The organism is Acinetobacter sp. LipI_19 (genome assembly GCF_058242925.1).
Genome location: NZ_JBZAYK010000001.1, coordinates 3,441,212 through 3,458,328 on the forward strand (window position 1 = coordinate 3,441,212; position 17,117 = coordinate 3,458,328).

Sequence of the window (17,117 nt, forward strand, 5' to 3'; positions counted from 1 at the left end):
TACAAAATAAAAAAAATTGAAAATTACTTTGATTAATTCTTAAAGTTTCTAAATAATGAATTACGCATAAAAATTCTTTATGGATGAAAATATTATGAATCTCGCTGCTTTTGAAGCTTTTGTCAAAGTTATGGAAACTGGTTCTATTTCTATGGCAGCAGAACATCTGTTTATTACTCAGCCAGCTGTCACCAAACGCATACATAGCTTAGAAGAATATTTCGGCGTCAAACTTTTTGAGTCCGCAGGTCGTGGAGTCCAAGCCACACATGCAGCGCATTCATTATTACCTAAAGTAAAAAACTGGTTAAATGAGTTGGGAGATATTCACCATACCTTAAGTCATGAGCAAGGCGAAGTTAGAGGAAAACTCAAGATTGGCACCAGTCACCATATTGGCTTACACCATTTACCACAACATTTAAAAAAATATGTACAACACTTTCCTGAAGTTAAACTAGATGTACATTTTGTGGACTCTGAACAAGCACATGAACAAGTGCTCGCTGGGGATTTAGAACTGGCATTTTTAACCCTTCCGCCACAAGGTGATGAGCGTTTGCGTTATATCACGATTTGGAATGACCCTTTAGTTTTCGTGGTTGCACCCTTCCATCCTTTGGCACAAAAAAAGAATCTTAAGCTTGAAGATCTGATTGAATACCCAAGCTTATTGCCAGCAGCACAGACTTATACCAGCCAAATCACATTGGCAGAATTTGAAAAGAAAGGTTTAAAGCCGAAAATCACCATGAGCAATAATCCACTTGAATCTATTCGTATGTTGGTTTCAATTGGTTTAGGCTGGTCTGTTTTACCTAAAACCTTATTAAATCAAGACTTACAACAACTTGATATTCGTTTCGAAATGAACCGCCAATTGGGTATGGTTTGGCATCCTGGGCGAACACAATCTAGAGCTGTACAGGAATTGATTGAGATGATGAAATAATCCCTGCAATAAAAATCCCTTATCTTGTGACTCAAGATAAGGGATTTACATATTACACAGGAATGATCTTACTAATTATTCCCTTATAAAATCTTCATTGCACAATTTTTTACTTTACTGAGTCCTCATGTAGAGACTCGTTTAACTGATCAACCACTAATGCCCATTCACCATCAGATTTAATTTTTTCAGCAAGAAACTGACGTTGTCCCTCACTCCAATAAGATGCGTCTGTAATTAATGTATCTGCATCCAACTGGTGATTTGCAATAAAACTTTGAATCGCCTCTTCGCTAGAATCCAAACCGAGTTGTTCAAATAAATTGGTCATTCTTGGACGTGTCTGGCTCATTATATAATCTCCGTCAGTTTTAAAAGTGCTCAAATCAACATAGCATTTTTATAATGAAAATGAAGTACAAAATCTTCATTTATAAAAATTTTTACAAAACTTAGCATTTTTAACAAAACCATGAACCTATAAAAAAAAGTGATCAACACTGCTTTAAATCACAATAATCAATCTATCTCAAATCGACCAATCTTGGATATCCCACCCCTGTTCTTTGGCGAAGTGCTCAAGACGATCATCAGGATTTACTGCAATCGCATGATCAGCATATTCCAATAAAAAACGATCATTAATAGAATCTGAATAAGCCCATGATTCAGTGACAGTACGTCCATCGAGCCATTGATCTAAACGTGCCAATTTACCTTTTTGGTAACATGGGACATTAATCACTTTCCCTGTGTATCTCCCATCTTTTATTTCAGCATTGGTCGCAATAATTTCGCTGATACCAAATTCACGGAAAATAGGTGCTGTAATAAAATCTGAGGTTGCCGTAATACCAACCAACGCATGTCCTAAATCTTTATGTTTTTGAATCGCGGCAAAACCAGCTGGACGCATTTGTGGGCGGATCACTTTTTGCATAAACAACTGATGTAACTCAGTTAAATAAGTATTATCGTGTTGAGTAAGAAACTCAAAAACAAATTCATTATAAGCAATTGGATCAAGCTTACCTGCTTTATAATCTTCATAAAACTGATCATTCATCACACGATGTCGGACTGGATCGACCAAGCCTTCATTGACTAAGAACTCTCCCCAAGAATGGTCAGAATCTGTATTTAATAAGGTGTGATCTAAGTCAAACAGCGCCAATTCCATGAAAATACTCGTTTAAACTGAAATTTAAGAAAAAAATTGTAAATCTATCACCGCTAGTCGATAGAAATTCGTTAAGATCATAGCAATTTTAAAACATTATTACTTTGACTTTATCGAGTTGGACAAAAGAGTGTATGTCCCCATATATAAAGTCAAATGAAATTAACAAATTTTAGGTAGCCAAATGATCGACTCAGAAGGTTTCCGACCCAACGTCGGGATCATTTTGGCAAACGATATTGGACAAGTTTTATGGGCAAAACGCATTGGACACAATGCTTGGCAATTTCCTCAAGGAGGTATCCAGTTTGGAGAGACTCCTGAGCAAGCTCTATTTAGAGAACTACGAGAAGAAGTTGGGCTCCTACCCGAACATGTCCAAATTATTGCCCAGACAGATGACTGGTTGCATTATCGTTTGCCGCTTCGATACATTCGCTCGGATTCCGATCCGATTTGTATTGGACAAAAGCAAAAATGGTTTTTACTGAAACTCACAGCTTCAACGAAACATATTCAGTTGAATCTCTCTGACCCGCCGGAGTTTGATCAATGGCAATGGGTTAGTTACTGGTATCCGCTTGGACAAGTGGTGAATTTTAAACGAGATGTATATCGTAAAGCGATGATGGAGTTATGTATGCGAATGCCGAAATATACAGCTGAAATTTCTTCAAAATATGAATGATTTTTCAAGGTAGTACTGTTATAAATAATACTGATGAAGTCGCTTTAAAACATAGCTTAAATTAGGAGCATACATCCATGTCGAACATGCAACTGGACACATTAAGACGTATTGTACAAGAGATCAATGCGTCAGTCAGTTTGCATGATTCCTTGGAAATCATGGTCAATCAAGTTTCCGAAGCCATGCATGTTGATGTTTGCTCTATTTACCTTTTAGATGAACGTAACCAGCGTTACGTACTCATGGCAACCAAAGGCTTAAATCAAGAATCTGTAGGGACAGTTTCCTTACAACTTGGCGAGGGTTTGGTTGGTTTAGTGGGACAACGTGAAGAGATTGTCAACTTAGACAATGCGTTTAAACATGAACGGTTTGCCTACTTCCCCGAAACAGGGGAAGAGATCTATAACTCGTTCCTTGGTGTTCCAGTCATGTATCGCCGCAAAGTGATGGGCGTGATGGTGGTTCAGAACACCGAACCTCAAGATTTTAGCGAGGCAGCAGAATCATTTCTGGTGACCTTATGTGCGCAACTCTCTGGGGTAATTGCCCATGCACATGCAGTGGGTAATATTGATGTTTTCCGAAAACCCAGCAATTCATCTAACTACAAGACCTTCCAAGGTTCATCTGGTGCAGGCGGTATTGCACTTGGCCGTGCCATCATCCTTTACCCTCCGGCAGATTTAGCTTCGGTACCAGACCGTGATGCCGATGATATCAGTGAAGAACTTAAGCTTTTAGACCAAGCCATTGCGTCTGTACGCAATGAAATTCAATCGCTTGATGACAAAATGCAAGATTCGCTCATGGCGGAGGAACGTGCTTTATTTAGCGTGTTCTTACGTATGTTGGATGAAAATGCCTTACCTGCTGAAATTAAAGAAATTATTCGAGATGGAAGCTGGGCACAAGGTGCAGTTAAAAATGTGATTGAACGCCATGTTGCGCTTTTTGCGCAAATGGAAGATGACTATTTACGTGAACGTGTATCTGATTTAAAAGACCTTGGACGCCGAATCCTAGCTGCGTTACAAGAAGGCGATACCAGCCATAAAGAGATCACCTCTGAAAGTATTTTAATTGGAGATGAGATCAGTACGGCTGCTTTGGTTGAGCTCCCTGTAGATAAAATTGCTGCGATTGTGACCTCTGAAGGCGCTGCCAACTCACACATGGTGATTGTCGCGCGCGCGCTTGGTATTCCAACTGTCGTGGGTGTTACTGAACTGCCGGTAAATACGCTTGATGATGTCGAAATGATTGTCGATGCTTATCAAGGTCGGGTTTTTGTCAATCCACCACGTCGTTTACGTACACGTTATAAAGAGATCCAAAAAGAAGAAGAACAAATTGCCAAAGATTTAAAGCAATATGAAACCAAAGATGCCATTACCCCTGATGGTGTTGCAGTAAAGCTGTATGTAAATACCGGTCTCATGATTGATGTGGTACGCGGAGTTCAACGTGGTGCAAAAGGTGTAGGGCTTTATCGTTCTGAAATTCCATTTATGCTGCGTGAACGTTTCCCAGGCGAAGAAGAACAGCGTGCGATCTATCGTCAACAGCTCAGTCACTTTGCCAACAAACCTGTGGTGATGCGTACACTTGATATTGGTGCGGATAAAGACCTACCATATTTCCAAATTGAAGAAGAAAATTCAGCGTTGGGATGGCGTGGCATTCGTTTTACCCTTGATCACCCTGAAATCTTTTCCTCACAAATCCGAGCAATGTTAAAAGCCAGTATCGGCTTAAACAATCTGCATATTTTATTGCCAATGGTTACCAGTGTCAGTGAAGTAGAAGAAGCACTTTACTTACTGGAACGTGACTGGATTGCAGTTCAGGAAGAAGAACAAGTTAAATTTGCCAAACCTAAAATCGGCATTATGGTTGAAGTACCGAGTGTACTTTTACAAATTGGTGAATTTGCTGAATTGGTCGATTTCTTCTCAGTCGGTTCAAATGACTTAATACAATATTTATTGGCAGTTGATCGTAATAATCCACGCGTATCTAGTGTTTATTCACACTTCCATCCTTCTGTACTCCGTGCTTTAACACGGTTGGTTCAAGAATGTCATAAGTATGAAAAACCAATCAGTATTTGTGGAGAAATGGCGGGTGACCCACTCTCAGCCATTTTACTTATGGCAATGGGATTCAATACCTTGTCGATGAGTTCAAGTAATATTTTGCGTGTGCGTAAAGCGATTTGTCATGTATCAATGACAGATGCACAAAAGTTATTAGAAGAAGTAATAGCGATGAATAACCCACTCATGGTCAAGAGCTGGATGGAGTATTACTTTAAGCATCATGGTTTGGCCGATATGGTGAAATCGAATCGTTTGGTCAATATTTAATTATTTATTTTTATTAGATTTTTATAATTATTTAAGCAAAAATTGCAGTCCACAAAAAAGGCCGATAATCATCAGAATATCGACCTTTTTTGTGTTTATCATAACCCCGTTTTGCATTCTTTTTACGATCTACAAACACTTGGCTTTTGTTGACTTCATGCATGTGTTTGGCCACAAAGTTGTGAATCACAACCTCTGGCATTGCTTTTTTCTTTGCCATTTTCTTTACCTATTTTGCTGTATACCACTTGATCAGTGGGAATCTGATATTACGCTTTTTTGTGTAGAATACAAGTATTTGTATTGATCAAGTTTGTGACTATTTTCTATTGCACTCTTTTTAACTATTGCATCAAGGCAAATTTGCAGACTTATCTCAAATTGATTTTAATCATCAAAAGATCATTTTTAATTTAATTAAAATTTTACAAATCAGATTGAAAACTTCATGTAATTCATGAGTATTGTTATCTATAGTATTTAAAGAAATTTGAATATAAATATGCTCAATAAAATATAGGGTGATGAGTTAGAACTGGAGGATCATGTGTTCAATCAAAAGAAATTATCGAGTTTTCTACTATTATTGGTTATTCCTACACTTGGTTTAATCGCATGTAGTAAACCTGAGAAAGCAGAAGTCATAACAACTGAATCAAGTGCGAGTTCTGTACCATCTGAAACTGCGAAAACTGAATCTACAGAGAACACTTTTGATCTCTCCAAGATTCCAATTTCAAATATTACACTTGGTCAGTTTCCATATATTTCTTTGCCAAATGGTTATCAGTTTCACGAAGCAACGACCGTAAATTTTGAGAAAATACCATTTTGGACAGGTCAACATATCGAAAATATTGAAGGTCAATTATATAGTGCAGCCATTCAACAAAATGAAAATTATAAAGAAGGAAGTTTTTTAGAATTGCAACGTAATTTGGAAAATGTAATCCAGCAATTGGGTGGCAAACAAATTACACAGAGTAAAATTCCTCAACAAGAATTAGAAAAGATCCCACAAAAATTCCAAGTCGATTATGTTGCAGGATTGGGAGATATTTTTAATAACCCGACACAGACCTTTGTGATACGTCAAGCCAATAAAAATATTTGGTTCCAATTGACACAGGCAGGGAATGGACATGCTGGCCTATTCGTCGCAGAAACTAAACCTGTTGAAATTACAGCTAAAGCATTAAATTCAGGCCAACTCAAAACAGCTTTGGATAAGGACAATAAAGTCAATATTGAGGTTAACTTTGCCACGGATCAAGCGAATATTTTGCCTGACTCTCAACCCCAAATTGAACAAGTCATTCAACTGCTAAAAAACAACCCTGAACTCAAATTGAGTATTAATGGTCATACAGATAATTCAGGTAATACCAAACATAATCAAACGCTTTCAGAACAACGTGCAAATGCTGTTGTTAAAGCTTTAACCAATAATACTGGAATTCAACAAAGCCGTTTAACAGCCAAAGGCTTGGGAGATACACACCCTATTGCGAATAATTCAACTGAAGACGGTAAAGCTTTAAATCGTAGAGTTGAGCTGATCAAATCTAATTAATTCTGTGAAATGCTGAGTTCAATGAACAAAGAAAACTCATTATAAATAAATGGGTTTTCTTTTAAAAATAGCTCACTCACTACATACCCGATGTCCTCAGTAAAACTCTATCTAGCAATCGTTTTACATGCACAGCTTGCATATCTAACATTTCAGCAACTCATCCATAAAACATACTATAAGGTGTTTTAATAAAAGCATCCGCTTGTAATCTACTGTTGATTCTTCCGCTCATAAACAAATTTTTATTAAAAGATAAAAACTGCCATAACAACAACTTATTTACTGAAATAAAAACTTAATTACAACAAATTTCAATAAAAAACATAAATATTAAATATTTTCAACAATATAAATTTGCCAAACCCAAAAAATGCATATATATTGTATATACATTTTTTGGATTATCACCTTTGGGGATAAATACGTCATGGCTGAATTACCCAAAAAGACAAAGGTGAATAAAAAAGATGGGCAACTCTTAATTCGCATTAACAGTGCTGAGCGTGACCAGTTTTTACAACTTTGTGAAACGATGGATACCAGTGCAGCGCGTGAGTTAAGAAAATTTATCCGTAGTTTTATCAAAAAACATCAGCCAACGGATACTCAAACTAAGGAGTAACATGATGTCTAAGCAAGTTAAATCTTTAAAACAGAAAATCAAAGCACGTTTGGAAAAAATCTCCAAACACGAAGGTAAATTGAAAAAGCTCAAAAAAAAGCTTAAAAAACAAAAGTAATTTCGATTACACATCCCAAGCTTGAACTTTGATAAAAGTGGCTTAAAAAAAGCGGCATTATTTACATAATGCCGCTTTTGCGTTTTCGAAGGGATTAAGCTAAAGCTCTATCTAACAAACGTTTTACATCCACAGCTTGTGCATCTAACATTCCGACCACGCGTCCATAAAACGCACTATAACGTGTTGCAATAAAAGCATCCGCAACAAAATCTGGTGCATATTGTTTCAGCAAAATAGCTTGTGCCAAGATGACCAAACGACTGACTAAGCTACGTGCCATAAATTGCAATTCATCTACTTGTAAGCCATTAAATAATTTAAATAAAGCTTGTAATTCATCTTGTAAAATTGGATCTTGAGATGCAACTTGTGCAAATGATTTAAATAAGACTTCAATTGATTCACGGTCACGTTGAATTGCACGTAATACATCCAAGCACATCACATTACCAGAGCCTTCCCAAATGGTGTTTACAGGGGCTTCTTTAAAAATACGTGCCATGATTCCTGTATCGACATAACCATTGCCACCGAAGACTTCCATCATCTCACCTGTCAACTCCACGGCACGCTTACACACCCAGAACTTTGCTGCTGGTGTCATGATTCGTCTCCATGCCAGAGATAATTCATCATCACTCTCATAGCAATGCGCAAGATGAAAACTCAATTGCATGGCTGCTTCTGTTTCCAAAGCTAAATCCGCCAATACCGCTTGCATCAACGGTTGTTCCGCCAAATGTTTACCAAAGGCTTTACGCTGACGGGTATAGGCAATACATTGCACCAAAGCCTGACGTAACATCGCACTTGAACCGACTGAACAGGTCAAACGTGTATAGTTTGCCATTTCAATAATCGTGGGAATCCCGCGCCCAGCTTCACCGATCATAATGCCCCAAGCATTTTTAAATTCAACTTCTGAGCTTGAATTACTGCGATTACCCACTTTATCTTTGAGTCGTTGTACTTGAACCGGATTTTTTGTCCCATCTTCTAGCCAACGTGGTACAAAAAAGCAGGCCAATCCATCTTGTTCAGTTTTTGCCACGACTAAATGTGCGTCACACATTGGTGCGGAAAAGAACCATTTATGTCCTGTCAGTAGATATGCTTGCCCACGTCCTGACTCAGCTACAGGAACAGCCCGTGTTTCATTGGCGCGCACATCTGACCCGCCCTGCTTTTCCGTCATCCCCATACCTAACCAAATTGATTTTTTCTGAGAAATCGGAATGTCACGTTCATCGTATTCAGTCGATAAGAGCTTTTCACCAACTTTTGCCCACAACTCAGGTTCATTTTGAATTAAGGGAATACTACCTAGCGTCATAGAATTAGGGCATAGATTGCCACACTCGACTTGTCCACTCAGGAAAAATCGAGCCGCCCAATCGACCCATTTTGAACTTGATTGTGGATGATTAAATGGATGTGCGTGTGTGTCAAATTGTCGATTTAGCCGCATCCATTTATGCCATGCAGGATGAAACTCTAGAAAATCTTTACGGCGACCACGAGCATCAAAACTATGTAATTCAGGAGTATGTCGATTGGCCAAATCGGCATATTCATAATATTCAGTAGAACCCGCAATCTTTGAAAACTCAGTTAGGCATTGCTGATCCTGACTGCCATAACGTTGCAAAATTTCTTGTAAGACTTGATCTGTAGTCAATAAATTATAGTTTTGCAGTTCGTCAAACTGATTGCTGATTTCATGTGTTTGCCAATTCTCTGCTGTGTTCATCCTGAATTCCTGTCTTGTTGTTTTTACCAATTGCATTCAGTATAGAAGAAAATACCTTCAAGGATGTTCGGATTATTTTTATGGCTTTACCTGCAATCAATGTGCGTCGTAAACCCCGCCAATCAAGGGCACGTATCACGCAAGAAGCGTTGATGGAAAGTTTTGTTCGGCTTTTACATGAACATCCTGCCAATAAAATTACCATTCGTGAAATTACTGATCTTGCTGGTGTGGGTTTAGGGACGTTCTATGAGTATTTTTCTAAAAAAGAAGATTTGATTGCTTTAACCATTCACCAACATGTAAAAAGCAATGCAGAAGTCTTAAAAAGTTATGCACAAAGCGTGTATGACTTATCCACAAAATCAGATTTTCAAAGCTATTTACAGCAAATTATTCATTTTCAACTTGAGCAAATTCAAACACAACAATTTTTATGGGCCCAGTCTTTCTTATTAGAACGACAGGTTTCCAGTATTGAAACGTATCAAAAAAGTTATGCCATGATGGTAGAGATGTGGCAAAACATGCTGAAACCTTTTATTCAGGATGATGAAAAACTCAAACAGATAAGTCTAAATGTACAACGAATTTGCTATGGTTTTGTCTCGCAGACATTGTTGATCGAACCTGAGTTTAAGGATTGGAAAGTTTTGGAAGCGGATATGGTTCAAATTATAAATAGCGTTATATGTATTAAAAAACAGATTTTCTAAAATTGAATGCAATCAATTTTCGCTCTGCAAAATATTCTCAAATGGATGAAGACAAGTTGGTTGTATCCAAGTCCATTTTCACCAAAAAACACAAGCTATTGATTTTTATATTTTAAACCATCATTATTATTGTAAATAAAAGCTGAATTATTATTTTACCTATCAGTACGCAGAGCTCTGCCCCATTAATCGCCAAAACAAATCAATAACAATATTTTTATCAATTTCACAAATATAAAAAATCACTCTAAAGTAAAGTTATCGCTTTAAAACATTGCTTGCTCTTCCTTGATCAACAATATTTTTAAAGCAGATAAAGACCGGTAAGTTGTTTCTAAAAATAAATGACAAATCATTTATTTTTAGATCAATTAGATTTAACAATTGTGCACTATATTGGTTTTTCAATTACGGTTAATGTCATGTAATAGCGAATATTCTTTATCTATTCCATCTATTCAAAAATGAATACATGATTAATTAAAAATGGAGAAATAGAATGAGCCAAGACTCAAAAAAATGTCCTGTAACCCACCTGACAACGGCTTTTGGTGCACCTGTTGTAGACAACCAAAATAGTTTAACGGCAGGCGCACGTGGTCCTCTACTGGCACAAGATTTATGGTTAAACGAGAAACTGGCCAACTTTGTACGCGAGGTTATTCCTGAGCGCAGAATGCATGCAAAAGGTTCAGGTGCTTTTGGTACATTTACCGTAACTCACGATATTACTCAGTACACACGCGCTAAAATATTCTCACAAATTGGCAAACAAACAGAAATGTTTGCACGCTTCACCACTGTAGCTGGTGAACGTGGTGCAGCAGATGCAGAACGTGATATTCGAGGTTTTGCACTCAAGTTCTATACCGAAGAAGGTAACTGGGATCTCGTTGGAAACAATACTCCCGTCTTTTTCATGCGTGATCCGCGTAAATTCCCAGATTTAAATAAAGCCGTAAAACGTGACCCCAAAACCAATCTACGTAGTGCAACCAACAACTGGGATTTTTGGACGTTATTACCTGAAGCTTTGCATCAGGTGACGATTGTGATGTCTGATCGTGGTATTCCAAAAAGCTTCCGCCATATGCATGGTTTTGGTAGTCATACGTACAGCTTTATCAATGCAAACAATGAACGTTTTTGGGTCAAATTTCATTTCCGCACCCAACAAGGCATTGAAAATTTAACCGATGCTGAAGCGGAAGCGGTTGTTGCTAAAGATCGTGAAAGTAATCAACGTGATTTATTTGATTCGATTGAAAATGGTAACTTCCCAAAGTGGAAGCTTCAAATTCAAGTCATGCCTGAAACAGATGCAGAGAAAGTCCCTTATCATCCATTTGACCTTACCAAAGTTTGGCCTCATGCAGATTATCCACTGATTGATGTGGGTGAGTTTGAGCTGAATAAAAATCCTGAAAACTTCTTCCTTGATGTAGAACAATCAGCTTTTGCACCAAGCAATTTAGTTCCAGGTATTAGTGTTTCACCTGACCGTATGTTGCAAGCGCGATTATTTAACTATGCCGATGCTCAACGCTACCGTTTGGGTGTGAATTATCAACAAATTCCTGTCAATGCTGCACGTTGCCCTGTTCACTCTAATCACCGTGATGGTCAAGGCCGTGTCGATGCAAACTATGGCGGTTTACCACACTATGAACCGAACAGTTTCAGCCAATGGCAAGAACAAGCTCAGTTTAAAGAACCACCATTAAAAATCAGTGGTGATGCAGATTATTGGGATTTCCGCCAAGATGATTCGGATTATTTCAGCCAACCACGCGCTTTATTCAATTTAATGAATGATACGCAAAAACAAGCACTGTTTGATAATACGGCGGGTGCAATGGGTGATGCACTTGATTTTATTAAGTATCGTCATATCCGTAACTGTTATGCATGTGATCCAGCGTATGGTGAAGGCGTGGCAAAAGCCTTGGGCTTAACTGTTGCAGATGCACAAGCTGCACGGGATAGCGATCCTGGTAAAGGTCATCCTGGTTTTCAATAAGTCTAGTTCAATAAAAGTCATTCAATAGAAACCGCCTTCGGGCGGTTTTTTATTTTGTATAAATGCACTATATTGAAGAAACTCCCAATTGCGAGTAAAGCCATGCAACAGAAAATTGAAGCGCTAATTCAACAACATGACATCATTTTATTTGATGAAATCTGTGTGTTATGTAATGGCTGGGCAAAGTTTTTAATCAAATATGATACACAGGCACAATTTAAATTAACTTCGGTGCAATCACCTTTAGGACAAGACATCTTAAGACATTACCAAATGCCCACTGAGCAATTTGATAGCATGTTGGTGATTAAAAATGGGCAAGCCTATAGTGAATCCACTGCGTTTTTAAAAGTGATTGAAAGCTTAGGACCACCCTTTTCATATTTAAAAATGGGGTACGGGATACCTAAATTTATCCGAGATTTTCTATATTGCCGAATCGCTTTAAATCGCTATCGTTTATTTGGTACAAATGCACAGTGTTTACTGCCTTCATCTAAAAATAAAAAACATTTTTTGGAACATAGCATTGATGCAAAATTCTAAAGTACTTCAGAATGCCTTATTGACCATTCATATTTCACTGGCTGTATTATGGTTTTATCAAGGGCTCATCCCTAAAATTATATATAAAGTCATCGAAGAGCAACAATTTTGGCAATTTACAGGGATTCAATTGTTGCCCATTCCTAGACTTATTGAACTCTCAGGATTTGGAGAAATAATATTTGGTGGATTATTTCTTATTTTTAGACAATCAAATCTTCTGCATTATTTAAATATCATCGCGATGCTGTTGTTTTTACTGGTTGTTGCGATCGTTTATCCACACTATTTTGCGCGGGGTTTTAATCCTTTCATCATGAATACCGCAATGGCCACACTGTCTATTGTCGCAATTCAACTTCTCAATGCTCAAAAAGCCGAATAAACTTACATTCGCATATTTGTACCAAACTGCTCTTTCCATCCTTTGGTTTCAGTCGCAATTTGCTTGGCAAGTTTGCTTTTCACTTCTTGAATTAAGCGCACTCGTTCCTGTCCATGTACAAATCGACCTTTATAATCACTTTGCATGGTTTGAATATATTCATTCAGTGCACGTTGTTGTTGTTTGGTTTTGGGAGCGGTATGCAAAAATTGAAGGTATTCCTCATCTGGGTTTGTGCTAAGCGGATCACCCAAAATATCTTCAACATATAGTACAGCACTGACTAATTCCACTTTACCCTTTGCATCCACAGTATAGGTTTGTTTGCGCACACCATAAGGATAGGTCCAGAGTCCCTGCCGATCACCCGAAGCCCAGTAGCTATAAAAAATAATCTTATTATCTTTAATCTCATAATCACCCAATTCAATCTGGAGAATACTACAGTCACCCGTGGTTGAATAAATTGTATGCGTGAGCAGCTTTTTATTATCTCGATATAATTCAATATCTTTTCGTAATAAATCAACATCATCTTGATTCATCCCTGTTTTCAACTCAAAATTATTTTGATTAATTTGTATATTTTGAGTCTCAGCAAAAGCTGTACTAGATAATGCCAGTAACATCAATAAAGTTTGGATTATTTTCATTATTCATCTCCCTTGATTTTTCAATCAGGAATCAACACTATTTTTTAGTCTGGGTAAATACCCCCTAATCCTGACACAGCTTTTGCAAAACTGGAAGTATTTCACCTGCCTGACTAAAGGGTTGTGTCTGACGATAATGCTCGACCTTTTTAACCAGTTTATAGTTTTTATCATCCTGACTTTTAAACTGCTCAAGTCGTGTAAATGTCCGATCCTTACACAGTACTTGATAATAATTAATCATGTATTGCCTTTTTGGGTTCACACTTTTAACCCAAGCTTGAATAAGTTGATTCCCATCAGATATTGTGGTGATACTTTCAAAAAATTGATTATTTGAATTTTGATGAATTAATTTCCATTCATCACCCGTTTCCAAGTCATATTTTTCATTGAGAGGTTTGATACTCTCTGTATCATCTGCTGCTGGACTATCTTCTTCGGCTGTTGCCATAGTCATCTGATCTCCATCAGCACAAGGCTTATCTGAAACACAATCAGCCCCAGCCGCTTGAGTTAGGTCTATAGATTTTGCAGCAACTGAGCTCATCACCAAGCAAAACAACAAAGTACTCGATAAGATTTTTATCATTTTTAGTGTTCTCAATTTTTTAGCGCTCTCAATTTTTATGGCTCAATAAGACTCACTACACCACCAATTTACGGCCTTCACGAATACAGTAGAATGGATTAATCATTTTTGATGAATTCTTCATAGCCTTTTGTAAATCCTGCTCAGGCTGTTCCCGCGCTTCATCCGTCAATTGGAAAGTACGGTAATGAATTGCCAAAGAACGCTTGGCTTGTAAATCTAAATGCGCCTGAAAAGCATCTTGTGGATTCATGTGCATATATTTCATTAGCGCTCTTGGTTCATACGCACCGATTGGCAATAACGCAATTCGCGGTGAACCTAACCGTTTTTGAATTTCTTTAAAATGCGGTGAATACCCCGTATCGCCAGCAAAGAAGAAATGACCATGTTGCGATACCACAGAAAAACCACCCCACAATGCAATATTCTGATCACGTAAACCACGACCCGAGCCATGCTGTGCTGGGGTATAAATAATTTTTAAGTTTTTAAACAATGCAGATTGCCACCAGTCCATCTCAATCACATGGAACTCTTTAGGCAAGTAACAGGCATTGCCCAAACCTGTATAGATTGGCATGGCAAACTTGTTGTGTAGCCATCTTAAAGAGGCTAAATCCATATGGTCATAGTGATTATGACTGAGTAAAACTGCATGAATCTCTGGCAATTGTTCTAAAGCAATTCCAGCAGGAATCACACGTTTTGGTCCACGCCCATGTTTCGGACTAACATAGTCGGCCCAAACAGGATCAGTTAAAAAGTTATAGGGACCAATTTGAACCAGTACAGTCGCATGACTCACAAACCAGATTTGCCAATCATGTTCATCAGCATCTGGTCGATTCTGAGGTAATACGCGTGTTGCCGCATAGAATTCTGATGATTCTTTTTGGGTATCCACATTCCAAGTATATGATTTTCGGGTACCCAGCCATTTCATCAAATCCCAACGGCTACGCCCTTGTGGTTTACCTACTTCATTAAAGAACCGTTCACCATTGTGCTGATTTGAACCAATCACACTAAATACAGGTTTATACCATGTATGTGACAGACAATTTTCAGTATCAATTCGATAATGCAATTGTTGAACTTGCTGAGATGGAACAGTCTTATTTTGCATTGTGTTGTCTTGTACCGTTGTATCTTCAAGACGTACCATTGGCTCTTGTTTCGACATGATTACTCTAAACGCCCTTTCATTCTTTCAAGCCATACTTGCTGTGTTTGTGGCTTCACGAATAATGCCACGATTTCGGGATGAATACTTTTAATCTTTGCTTCAATTCTGTTCACACAGACTTCGATATCATCTGAAGTTAAACTATCTTTAAACTCTAAGCTTAAAGAAGCAATCACTTGATGTGCGCCCATTTGTTCAGTCAATACGCCATTTGCTGAATGTACGGCAGGATCTTCTTGAGCAATTTTCAATACATTATGACGCAGTTTTGGATCTGCTGTTTCACCCATCAACAACCCTTTGGTTTCCCTTGCCAAAAGCAAGGCTGATATAGCCAAGACAACACCAATCAGTACCGAAGCCACACCATCTAAAACGGGTAAATTAAACTGCTGAGCACAAAATATTCCAAGCAATGCAATGATTAAGCCAATTAGAGCTGCTGAGTCTTCAAATAAAACAGTAAAGGTTGTCGGATCTTTACTGCGACGGAATGCTTCAAAATATCCCATCTGACCTTTGGTCTTTTTAAATGTTTTCAACGCAATAAACCATGAAGCTCCTTCACAAAGCAGCGCAAACCCGAGTACCACATAGTTGACCAATGGGGATTGTATAACTTCTGGATGACGAATATGTTGAATACCCTGATAAATTGAAACTACCGCACCTAAAGCAAAAACCAACAGTGCAACAATAAAGGCCCAAAAGTATAACTCTCTTCCATAACCGAAGGGATGATGATAATTTGCAGGCTGTTGTGATTTTTTTAAACCATACAGCAATAAGATTTCATTTAAAGTATCTACGACAGAATGGACTGCCTCACTGAGCATCGCTGAACTATTTGTAATATAGGCGGCAACAAACTTAACCAGAGCAATGGCTAAATTGCCCAAAAGTGCTGCATATACAACAATTTTGTTGGAATCTGACATTTATTGTCCTGTTTTTTATCATCAAATACATCAATTTGATTTTTATAGCTGTCCTGCTTCATATTAGCGAAACTATCTGTGATTTTTCTTTATTTTTTGTTGTTTTTCACAATTGAGTGAATCTTTTATGGAACCCAATTTAACCAATATTCTAAATACTCCGTCGCAGTCTCATCCACAATTATTGAAAATTTGGGAAGCTTCTGTGCGTGCGACTCATGACTTTTTAAATGAACAACATATTTTACAAATTAAAACACTCATCATTCAGCATCATTATTTTGATCATGTGCAGTTGTTTCATGTGGAACGTGAAGGTCAAATCGCTGGGTTTATGGGACTGGCTTATCAAAAGATTGAAATGTTATTTATTGACCCTAATTTTTTTGATCAAGGCATCGGTTCAATGCTCATTCAAAAAGCTTTTGAGTTAGGTGCACATGAAGTAGATGTCAACGAACAAAATATTCGTGCTTTGGAGTTTTATAAGAAACATAACTTCCAACAAATTGCGCGTTCAGAACTTGATGCTGAAGGTAATCCATTTCCAATTTTGCATTTAAAATTAAAGAAGCCATCCGTCTAAACGTTTTGAGATAAAGCGATATCAAAAACATCAGCATGAACGCTCTCATCAACTCTAGAATCTCTAGATACATAAAGCTGACTTTACCCAATCTCAAAGTCAATTTTATGAAATTCTCAGTATAATCATGTCTATAAGACAGATTAAAACAACTTAAACCAGTGCAATCAAACACTTTTCAAGTGTTCGTTCATATAAATTAGGATCGCTTTAGATTAATGGCGAGAT

At 37.7% G+C, this 17,117-nt stretch carries 18 protein-coding genes; 10 read left to right on the forward strand and 8 right to left on the reverse strand.

Annotated elements, in window-relative coordinates; all coding sequences use genetic code 11:
* The first annotated feature begins 94 nt into the window (after positions 1-94).
* A complete protein-coding gene (locus tag AC4CVF_RS16540) occupies positions 95-952 on the forward strand; it encodes a LysR family transcriptional regulator (protein WP_004718104.1) in 858 nt (285 codons plus the stop codon).
* 109 nt (positions 953-1,061) lie between these two features.
* On the opposite strand, the gene AC4CVF_RS16545 is transcribed toward AC4CVF_RS16540, so the two are convergent.
* Both AC4CVF_RS16545 and AC4CVF_RS16550 read right to left on the reverse strand, forming a co-directional pair.
* A complete protein-coding gene (locus AC4CVF_RS16545; RefSeq protein WP_483770383.1) occupies positions 1,062-1,304 on the reverse strand; it encodes a DUF2789 domain-containing protein in 243 nt (80 codons plus the stop codon).
* Positions 1,305-1,481: 177 nt separating this feature from the next.
* Positions 1,482-2,132, reverse strand: coding sequence for an HAD family hydrolase (locus tag AC4CVF_RS16550; RefSeq protein ID WP_419327047.1), 651 nt, complete (start codon positions 2,130-2,132; stop codon positions 1,482-1,484).
* 184 nt (positions 2,133-2,316) lie between these two features.
* Between AC4CVF_RS16550 and AC4CVF_RS16555 the strand changes: the two genes are divergently transcribed.
* Together AC4CVF_RS16555 and ptsP are read left to right on the forward strand one after the other, a co-directional pair.
* Positions 2,317-2,820: an RNA pyrophosphohydrolase gene (locus AC4CVF_RS16555; RefSeq protein ID WP_336952205.1), complete on the forward strand. Its 504-nt coding sequence runs from the start codon at positions 2,317-2,319 to the stop codon at positions 2,818-2,820.
* 77 nt (positions 2,821-2,897) lie between these two features.
* Positions 2,898-5,192 (forward strand): phosphoenolpyruvate--protein phosphotransferase, encoded by a 2,295-nt coding sequence (ptsP, locus tag AC4CVF_RS16560; RefSeq protein WP_336952206.1) that lies wholly within the window; start codon positions 2,898-2,900, stop codon positions 5,190-5,192.
* Between the two features lie 31 nt (positions 5,193-5,223).
* Here the strand turns inward: ptsP and AC4CVF_RS16565 are convergent, their stop codons facing one another.
* Complete coding sequence (locus tag AC4CVF_RS16565; protein WP_004718115.1) at positions 5,224-5,412, reverse strand: DUF7230 family protein; 189 nt, start codon at positions 5,410-5,412, stop codon at positions 5,224-5,226.
* Positions 5,413-5,739: 327 nt separating this feature from the next.
* Here AC4CVF_RS16565 and AC4CVF_RS16570 point away from each other — a divergent pair, with 327 nt between their 5' ends.
* Both AC4CVF_RS16570 and AC4CVF_RS16575 read left to right on the forward strand, forming a co-directional pair.
* On the forward strand, positions 5,740-6,765 hold the full coding sequence (locus tag AC4CVF_RS16570; protein WP_490789722.1) for an OmpA family protein: 1,026 nt from the start codon (positions 5,740-5,742) through the stop codon (positions 6,763-6,765).
* 430 nt (positions 6,766-7,195) lie between these two features.
* Positions 7,196-7,390, forward strand: coding sequence for a hypothetical protein (locus tag AC4CVF_RS16575; RefSeq protein ID WP_004718119.1), 195 nt, complete (start codon positions 7,196-7,198; stop codon positions 7,388-7,390).
* Between the two features lie 212 nt (positions 7,391-7,602).
* On the opposite strand, the gene AC4CVF_RS16580 is transcribed toward AC4CVF_RS16575, so the two are convergent.
* On the reverse strand, positions 7,603-9,261 hold the full coding sequence (locus tag AC4CVF_RS16580) for an acyl-CoA dehydrogenase family protein (RefSeq protein ID WP_490789723.1): 1,659 nt from the start codon (positions 9,259-9,261) through the stop codon (positions 7,603-7,605).
* 80 nt (positions 9,262-9,341) lie between these two features.
* Between AC4CVF_RS16580 and AC4CVF_RS16585 the strand changes: the two genes are divergently transcribed.
* The 4 genes from AC4CVF_RS16585 (at position 9,342) to AC4CVF_RS16600 (ending at position 12,931) form a co-directional block, all read left to right on the forward strand.
* Positions 9,342-9,977 (forward strand): TetR/AcrR family transcriptional regulator, encoded by a 636-nt coding sequence (locus AC4CVF_RS16585; protein ID WP_490789724.1) that lies wholly within the window; start codon positions 9,342-9,344, stop codon positions 9,975-9,977.
* Between the two features lie 499 nt (positions 9,978-10,476).
* Positions 10,477-11,997: a catalase gene (locus tag AC4CVF_RS16590; protein ID WP_004718136.1), complete on the forward strand. Its 1,521-nt coding sequence runs from the start codon at positions 10,477-10,479 to the stop codon at positions 11,995-11,997.
* 102 nt (positions 11,998-12,099) lie between these two features.
* Positions 12,100-12,546 (forward strand): thiol-disulfide oxidoreductase DCC family protein, encoded by a 447-nt coding sequence (locus AC4CVF_RS16595; protein ID WP_490789725.1) that lies wholly within the window; start codon positions 12,100-12,102, stop codon positions 12,544-12,546.
* A complete protein-coding gene (locus tag AC4CVF_RS16600) occupies positions 12,533-12,931 on the forward strand; it encodes a DoxX-like family protein (protein ID WP_490789726.1) in 399 nt (132 codons plus the stop codon). Before AC4CVF_RS16595 ends, AC4CVF_RS16600 begins: the two co-directional genes overlap by 14 nt.
* A 2-nt stretch (positions 12,932-12,933) precedes the next feature.
* On the opposite strand, the gene AC4CVF_RS16605 is transcribed toward AC4CVF_RS16600, so the two are convergent.
* From AC4CVF_RS16605 to AC4CVF_RS16620, 4 genes are all read right to left on the reverse strand, one after another.
* A complete protein-coding gene (locus tag AC4CVF_RS16605) occupies positions 12,934-13,584 on the reverse strand; it encodes a hypothetical protein (protein WP_483770387.1) in 651 nt (216 codons plus the stop codon).
* Between the two features lie 64 nt (positions 13,585-13,648).
* Positions 13,649-14,176 (reverse strand): hypothetical protein, encoded by a 528-nt coding sequence (locus tag AC4CVF_RS16610; RefSeq protein WP_419327043.1) that lies wholly within the window; start codon positions 14,174-14,176, stop codon positions 13,649-13,651.
* Between the two features lie 55 nt (positions 14,177-14,231).
* Positions 14,232-15,362, reverse strand: a complete 1,131-nt coding sequence (locus AC4CVF_RS16615) for an MBL fold metallo-hydrolase (protein ID WP_490789727.1) — start codon at positions 15,360-15,362, stop codon at positions 14,232-14,234.
* 2 nt (positions 15,363-15,364) lie between these two features.
* The gene (locus AC4CVF_RS16620) at positions 15,365-16,303 is read right to left on the reverse strand and encodes a cation diffusion facilitator family transporter (RefSeq protein ID WP_336952218.1); all 939 of its coding nucleotides are present in this window, start codon (positions 16,301-16,303) and stop codon (positions 15,365-15,367) included.
* Positions 16,304-16,430: 127 nt separating this feature from the next.
* On the opposite strand from AC4CVF_RS16620, the gene AC4CVF_RS16625 reads away from it, so the two are divergent.
* On the forward strand, positions 16,431-16,889 hold the full coding sequence (locus AC4CVF_RS16625; RefSeq protein ID WP_419358939.1) for a GNAT family N-acetyltransferase: 459 nt from the start codon (positions 16,431-16,433) through the stop codon (positions 16,887-16,889).
* Positions 16,890-17,117 lie beyond the last annotated feature (228 nt).

What these genes read in the sequence shown, in the direction of transcription:
- AC4CVF_RS16540 (WP_004718104.1), top strand. Translation starts at nt 95, where the DNA reads ATGAATCTCGCTGCTTTTGAAGCTTTTGTCAAAGTTATGGAAACTGGT.
- AC4CVF_RS16545 (WP_483770383.1), bottom strand. Translation starts at nt 1,304, where the DNA reads ATGAGCCAGACACGTCCAAGAATGACCAATTTATTTGAACAACTCGGT.
- AC4CVF_RS16550 (WP_419327047.1), bottom strand. Translation starts at nt 2,132, where the DNA reads ATGGAATTGGCGCTGTTTGACTTAGATCACACCTTATTAAATACAGAT.
- AC4CVF_RS16555 (WP_336952205.1), top strand. Translation starts at nt 2,317, where the DNA reads ATGATCGACTCAGAAGGTTTCCGACCCAACGTCGGGATCATTTTGGCA.
- ptsP (WP_336952206.1), top strand. Translation starts at nt 2,898, where the DNA reads ATGTCGAACATGCAACTGGACACATTAAGACGTATTGTACAAGAGATC.
- AC4CVF_RS16565 (WP_004718115.1), bottom strand. Translation starts at nt 5,412, where the DNA reads ATGGCAAAGAAAAAAGCAATGCCAGAGGTTGTGATTCACAACTTTGTG.
- AC4CVF_RS16575 (WP_004718119.1), top strand. Translation starts at nt 7,196, where the DNA reads ATGGCTGAATTACCCAAAAAGACAAAGGTGAATAAAAAAGATGGGCAA.
- AC4CVF_RS16580 (WP_490789723.1), bottom strand. Translation starts at nt 9,261, where the DNA reads ATGAACACAGCAGAGAATTGGCAAACACATGAAATCAGCAATCAGTTT.
- AC4CVF_RS16585 (WP_490789724.1), top strand. Translation starts at nt 9,342, where the DNA reads ATGGCTTTACCTGCAATCAATGTGCGTCGTAAACCCCGCCAATCAAGG.
- AC4CVF_RS16590 (WP_004718136.1), top strand. Translation starts at nt 10,477, where the DNA reads ATGAGCCAAGACTCAAAAAAATGTCCTGTAACCCACCTGACAACGGCT.
- AC4CVF_RS16595 (WP_490789725.1), top strand. Translation starts at nt 12,100, where the DNA reads ATGCAACAGAAAATTGAAGCGCTAATTCAACAACATGACATCATTTTA.
- AC4CVF_RS16600 (WP_490789726.1), top strand. Translation starts at nt 12,533, where the DNA reads ATGCAAAATTCTAAAGTACTTCAGAATGCCTTATTGACCATTCATATT.
- AC4CVF_RS16605 (WP_483770387.1), bottom strand. Translation starts at nt 13,584, where the DNA reads ATGAAAATAATCCAAACTTTATTGATGTTACTGGCATTATCTAGTACA.
- AC4CVF_RS16610 (WP_419327043.1), bottom strand. Translation starts at nt 14,176, where the DNA reads ATGATAAAAATCTTATCGAGTACTTTGTTGTTTTGCTTGGTGATGAGC.
- AC4CVF_RS16615 (WP_490789727.1), bottom strand. Translation starts at nt 15,362, where the DNA reads ATGTCGAAACAAGAGCCAATGGTACGTCTTGAAGATACAACGGTACAA.
- AC4CVF_RS16620 (WP_336952218.1), bottom strand. Translation starts at nt 16,303, where the DNA reads ATGTCAGATTCCAACAAAATTGTTGTATATGCAGCACTTTTGGGCAAT.
- AC4CVF_RS16625 (WP_419358939.1), top strand. Translation starts at nt 16,431, where the DNA reads ATGGAACCCAATTTAACCAATATTCTAAATACTCCGTCGCAGTCTCAT.